This window comes from Streptomyces sp. Y7 (assembly GCF_043195415.1).
Lineage (GTDB): Bacteria > Actinomycetota > Actinomycetes > Streptomycetales > Streptomycetaceae > Streptomyces.
Genome location: NZ_JBIDDQ010000053.1, coordinates 1 through 5,903, shown reverse-complemented (window position 1 = coordinate 5,903; position 5,903 = coordinate 1). Strand labels below are relative to the sequence as shown.

The window sequence follows — 5,903 nt, the reverse complement described above, 5'->3', positions numbered from 1 at the left end:
GTCCGCGCAGCCCTCGCCCAACACCTCCCCGACTACATGATCCCCTCCGCGATCGTCACCCTCGACGCCCTCCCCCTCACCCCCAACGGCAAACTCGACCGCAAAGCACTCCCCGCCCCCACCTACAGCACCGCCGCAACCGGACGCGCGCCCCGCACCCCGCGCGAAGAAATCCTCTGCACGCTCTACGCCGACGTCCTCGGCGTGGAACGCGTCACCATCGACGACAACTTCTTCGACCTCGGCGGACACTCCCTCCTCGCCACCCGCCTCGTCAGCCGCATCCGCACCACCCTCGGTGCGGAGCTCAGCGTCCGCCAGCTCTTCGAGCGGCCGTCGGTCGCCGGGCTGACCGATGTCCTGGACACGGCGGGCACCGCACGCACCCCCCTCACCGCACACCCCCGACCCGAACGCATCCCCCTCTCCTACGCCCAACAACGCCTCTGGTTCCTCCACCAGTTGGAAGGCCCCACCCCCACCTACAACATCCCCACCACCCTCCGCCTCACCGGCCACCTCGACCACCAAGCCCTCCACCACGCCCTCAACGACCTCACCACCCGCCACGAAAGCCTCCGCACCACCATCACCGAAGACCAACACGGCCCCCGACAGACCGTGCACGCCCCGAACGGCATTCCGCTCAAGGTCGTGGAGACCTCTGAGGAGGAGCTGGACGAGAAGCTCACCGGCGCCACGCACCACGCCTTCGACCTGATGGGCGAACTCCCGGTGCGCGCCACGCTGTTCAGGATCTCTCCGACCGAGCACGTGCTGCTCCTGCTGATCCATCACATCGCCAGCGACGCCTGGTCGCGGGAGCCGCTCGGTCGTGACCTGGTGAGGGCGTACACCGCGCGCCTCGCGGGTGGGGCGCCGGACTGGGAGCCGCTCGCGGTGCAGTACGCGGACTACGCGCTGTGGCAGCAGGACCTCCTCGGCGACGACACCGACCCCGACAGCACCGCCGGCCGTCAGCTCGCCCACTGGAAGCAGACGCTCGCCGGACTCCCCGAACAGCTCGACCTGCCCACTGACCGACCCCGCCCCGCCGTCGCCGACTACAGCGGCGACCGCGTGGAGTTCGCTCTCGACCCCGAACTGCAGGCACGGCTGGCCGAGTTGGCGCGGGTCACGGGTACCAGCACGTTCATGGTGCTCCAGGCGGCGCTGGCGGCCCTGCTGACCCGGCTCGGGGCCGGCGAGGACATCCCCCTCGGCACGCCGATCGCCGGGCGCACGGACCGGGCGGCCGAGGACCTGATCGGGTTCTTCGTCAACACCCTCGTACTGCGCACCGACACCAGGGGCAATCCGACGTTCCGGGCGCTCCTGGAGGGCACGCGCCGGGCCGATCTGGCGGCCTACGCCCATCAGGACCTGCCCTTCGAGCGGCTGGTGGAGGCGGTCAACCCGACGCGGACGCTCGCCCACCACCCGCTGTTCCAGGTGATGCTGATCCTGAGCACCGCCGACGCCGATCCGGACGCGTCGCTCGCTCTGCCCGGGCTGCGGGTCACCGCGGAGCGCAGCCGGCTGGGCGCGGCGAAGACGGACCTGGCGTTCGCGCTGGTCGAGACACGGGACGGCGCGGGCCGGGGTGCCGGACTCACCGGTGCGCTGGACTTCAGGACGGATCTGTTCGACCGAACGACGGCCGAGTCGATGGTGGACCGTTTCGTGCGCCTGCTGGAGACGGTCGCCGCCGACCCGGGTGTCCGGCTGTCCGAGGTCGACGTCCTCGGCGCCACGGAGCGTCGTCTGCTGCTGGACGTCGGGACGGGAGCCGTACTTCCCGGACAGGATGCGACGCTGCCCGAGCTGTTCGAGGCCCAGGTGGCTCGGACGCCTGAGGCGCCCGCGGTTGTGTCGGGGGCGACGACGGTGTCGTACCGCGAACTCGACGCTCGGGCGGACCGGTTGGCGCGTCTGCTGCGCCGCGAGGGTGTGCGCCCCGGGACGCCGGTCGTCATGTTGATGGAACGGTCCGTGACGCATGTCCTGGCCACGCTCGCCATCGCCAAGGCGGGCGGCGCGTACGTCCCGCTGCACGAGACGTACCCGCTCGAACGGATGCGGTACGTGGTGCAGGACACGGCGGCCACACTCGTACTGGCCGACCGTGCCGAGGCCGCGCGGGCAGGTGAACTGGGCGTCCGGGTCGTCGTCGTGGATGAGCACGGTGCCCCGTCCGACCCGCGGGCCGATGAGGAACTGCGCGCCGGGGTGCGGCCGGACGACCTGGCCTACGTCATGTACACCTCCGGCTCGACGGGCCGGCCCAAGGGCGTGGCCGTCACCCAGCGCGGAGTCGTGGACCTGGTGCGCGACCACTGCTGGCGGCCCGGAACGCACGAGCGGGTGCTGTTGCACGCCCCGCACGCGTTCGACGTGTCCTGCTACGAGATGTGGGTGCCGTTGGCGTCCGGTGGCACGGTGGTCGTGGCGCCGCCGGGGCAGCTGGACGCCGCCTCGATCGCCGAGCTGATCGCGCGGCACGACATCACGTCGATCCATCTGACCGCCGGCTTCTTCCGGGTCGTCGCCGAGGAGGCGCCGGAGTGCTTCGCCGGGGTGCGCGAGGTGCTGACCGGTGGTGACGTGGTCTCACCGGCGGCCGTCGCCCGCGTCCTCGCCCACTCCCCCGGGCTGGTGCTGCGTCATCTGTACGGTCCGACGGAGACGACCCTGTGCGTGACCCAGCACGAGGTACGGGCGCCGTACACGGCCCGTACGACGCTGCCGATCGGGCGGCCGACCGGCAACACCCGGGCGTACGTGCTCGACCGGTACCTCCAGCCGGTGCCTGCCGGTGTGGCGGGCGAGCTGTTCATCTCCGGCAGTGGCCTGGGACGGGGCTATCTGCACCGGCCCGACCTGACCTCCGAACGGTTCGTCGCCGATCCGTACGGCGATGCCGGTGAGCGCATGTACCGCACCGGCGATCTGGTGCGCTTCAACCCGGCGGGCGAACTGGAGTATCTGGCGCGCGCCGACGACCAGGTCAAGATCCGTGGATTCCGGGTGGAACTCGGCGAGGTGGAGACGGCCCTGGCCGTCCGTGACGAACTGGCGCAGGTCGCGGCCGTCGTCCGCGAGGACCGGCCCGGTGACCGCCGACTGGTCGCCTATGTGGTGCCCGCGGAGGGACGCGCGCCGGACGTGGACCCGAGCGAGCTGCGTGCCTTCGCCGGGCAGACCCTGCCCGACTACATGGTCCCCTCGGCGGTCGTCGTCCTGGACGGGCTGCCGCTGACCGCGAACGGCAAGCTGGACCGCAAGGCGCTGCCGGCGCCGGACTACACGGCCGGGTCCACCGGGCGGGCCGCCCGCACTCCGGTCGAGGAACTGCTGTGCACGCTGTTCGCGGAGGTGCTCGGGCTGCCGGTGGTGGGCGCGGACGACGGCTTCTTCGACCTGGGCGGCGACAGCATCCTGTCCATCCAGCTCGTCGGCCGAGCCCGCGCCGCGGGACTCTCACTCGCCGTGCGGAACGTCTTCGAGCACCAGTCGCCCGCCCGTCTCGCGGAGGCGCTGGACCTGATCGACGCCGAGCCGACCGCCGGAACGCAGATGCCGCAGGTCGATCCGTACGGTCCGGTCCCGGCCACGCCCGTCATGCGGCGGATCGCCGAACTGGGCCTGGGCGGTGACGACTTCAACCAGTCCGTGGTCGTGTCGGTGCCACCGGCGCTGGACGCGGAGCGGTTGGCCGCGGCCCTGCGGCGGACGCTGGACCACCATGACGCGCTGCGCTTGCGCACCGCCCCCGACGGGTCCATGGAGGTGTGCCCGCCCGGCGCCTTGGCCGCGGATGACGTGCTCGTGCGCGTGGCGGCCGACGGGCTCGCCGACTCCGAGGACGTCGAGCAGATGGTCGTGGAGCTGGCCGAGGCCGCCCGGGACCGCCTCTCGCCCACCGCCGGGCGCATGGTCCAGGCCGTCTGGCTCGACCTCGGGGACGCGCGCGACGGCCTGCTGATCCTGGTCGCGCACCATCTGGTGGTCGACTCCGTCAGCTGGAGCATGCTGGTGCCGGACGTGGCGGCCGCCTACCAGGGGGATGCTCCGGCTCCGGTCGGCACCTCCTGGCGGCAGTGGGCCACGGCGCTGCACCGGCTCGCCGACGGGCCGGGCACCGAGGCCGAACTCGACCACTGGCGGGACACGCTCGCCGTGGACGTGGAGCGGACGCTGCGCGTGGACCGCGAGCGCGACCTGCACGGTACGTCGGGCAGGATCAGCCTCAGCCTGGCCACCGAGGTGACGCAGGCCCTGCTCGCGCGGGTGCCCGGCACCGTCAACGCGAGTGTCGAGGACGTGCTGCTCAGCGCGTTCGCCGTGGCCGTCGCCGAGTGGCGACGCGGGCGCGGCGGCAACCCCGACGCCCCCGTCGTGGTCGACCTGGAGAGCCACGGCCGGCACGAGGAGGCGGTCCCGGGCAGTGATCTGAGCCGTACCGCCGGCTGGTTCACCGCTCTGTACCCCGTGCGGCTGGCGCCGGACGTGGCCGACTGGACCACGCTGCAGCAGGACGGTGCCGCCCTCGGCGACGTGCTGAAGCAGGTCAAGGAGCAGGTGCGGTCCGTGCCGGGCGACGGACTCGGCTTCGGCCTGCTGCGCCATCTCAACCCGCGTACCGGGCCGGTGCTCGCCGCGCTGCCCGAGCCGGAGTTCGGCTTCAACTATCTGGGCCGCCGCACGGCGACGCCGTCCGGCCCGGCGCGGCACTGGAGCGTGATCGGCGGCGGTGTCGCGGCCTTCCGGCCCGCCGCGCCCATGGCGCATGTGATCGAGATCAGCGCGGTCGCGCAAGACGGGGAGGACGGGCCCCGGCTGCGCGCCGACTGGACGTACGCGACCGGTGTGATCGGCGACGACGACGCCCGGGACCTGGCCGACCTGTGGTTCCGGACCCTCGAAGCCCTCGTGGATCTCGCCGACCGCCCCGACGTGGGCGGCCTGACCCCGTCCGATGTGACCCTCGCCTCCCTCAGTCAGTCCGAGATCGAGGAGTTCGAGGCCGACCTTGAGTCCGAGTGGGAGAGTGAGCAGTGAGTCAGCAACCGTCTCGTTCGCGCAGCAAGATCGAGGACATTCTTCCGCTGTCCCCGCTCCAGGAGGGCTTCGTCTTCCTGAGCCTGCTTCACGAGGGCGGTCTCGATCCCTACGTCAGCCAGGTCGGCTTCGATCTGTACGGCCCGTACGACGACGCCCGGATGCGTGCCGCCGCCCGGGCCCTGCTGCTGCGTCACCCGAACCTGCGGGCCGGCTTCCGGCAGCGCAGGAACGGAGCGTGGGCCCAGCTCGTCCCGCGTGAGGTCGAACTGCCCTGGCAGGAACACGACCTCACGGCCGTCGCTGCGGACGAGCGGGAGTCCGCGGCCGACCGGCTGAGCGCGGAGGAGCGTGCCCGGCCCTTCGACCTCGGCCGGCCCCCGCTGCTGCGCTTCACCGCGGTCAGGCTGACCGCCGATCACGTGCGTCTGGTGGTGACGAACCATCACATCCTGCTGGACGGCTGGTCGTTGCCGGTGCTGCTCAAGGAGCTCATCGCGCTCTACGACCTCCGCGGCGACGCCTCCTCGCTGCCGCGGGTGCGTCCCTACCGGGACTACCTGGCCTGGCTGGGCTCTCGTGACCGGGACGCCGCCCGGGACGCCTGGCGGCACTCCCTGGCCGGTCTCGACGAGGGCTGCCTGCTCGCCCCGGGCAGCGAGGCTCCCGCGTCGGCTCCCGAGCACGTCTTCTTCACGGTGGGGTCGGCTCTCAGCGAGTCGCTGGTGTCCTGGGCGCGGTCGCACGGCGTGACCATGAACACCGTCGTGCAGGGCGCGTGGGCCCTCGCCCTGGCCCAGGCCACCGGACGCGACGACGTCGTCTTCGGCGCCACCGTCTCC

2 protein-coding genes are annotated in these 5,903 nt (G+C 72.3%); both read left to right on the top strand.

Annotation, left to right across the window (positions count from 1 at the left end; all coding sequences use genetic code 11):
- Nucleotides 1-36: 36 nt before the first annotated feature.
- A complete protein-coding gene (locus tag ACGFW6_RS45060; protein ID WP_393523613.1) occupies nt 37-5,061 on the top strand; it encodes an amino acid adenylation domain-containing protein in 5,025 nt (1,674 codons plus the stop codon).
- On the top strand, nt 5,058-5,903 hold an 846-nt coding region (locus ACGFW6_RS45055), incomplete at its 3' end, for a condensation domain-containing protein (protein ID WP_393523610.1). The genes ACGFW6_RS45060 and ACGFW6_RS45055, both read left to right, overlap by 4 nt.

Bases quoted from the DNA above. Each gene is read 5' to 3' on its own strand.
- ACGFW6_RS45060 (WP_393523613.1), top strand. From the start codon at position 37: ATGATCCCCTCCGCGATCGTCACCCTCGACGCCCTCCCCCTCACCCCC.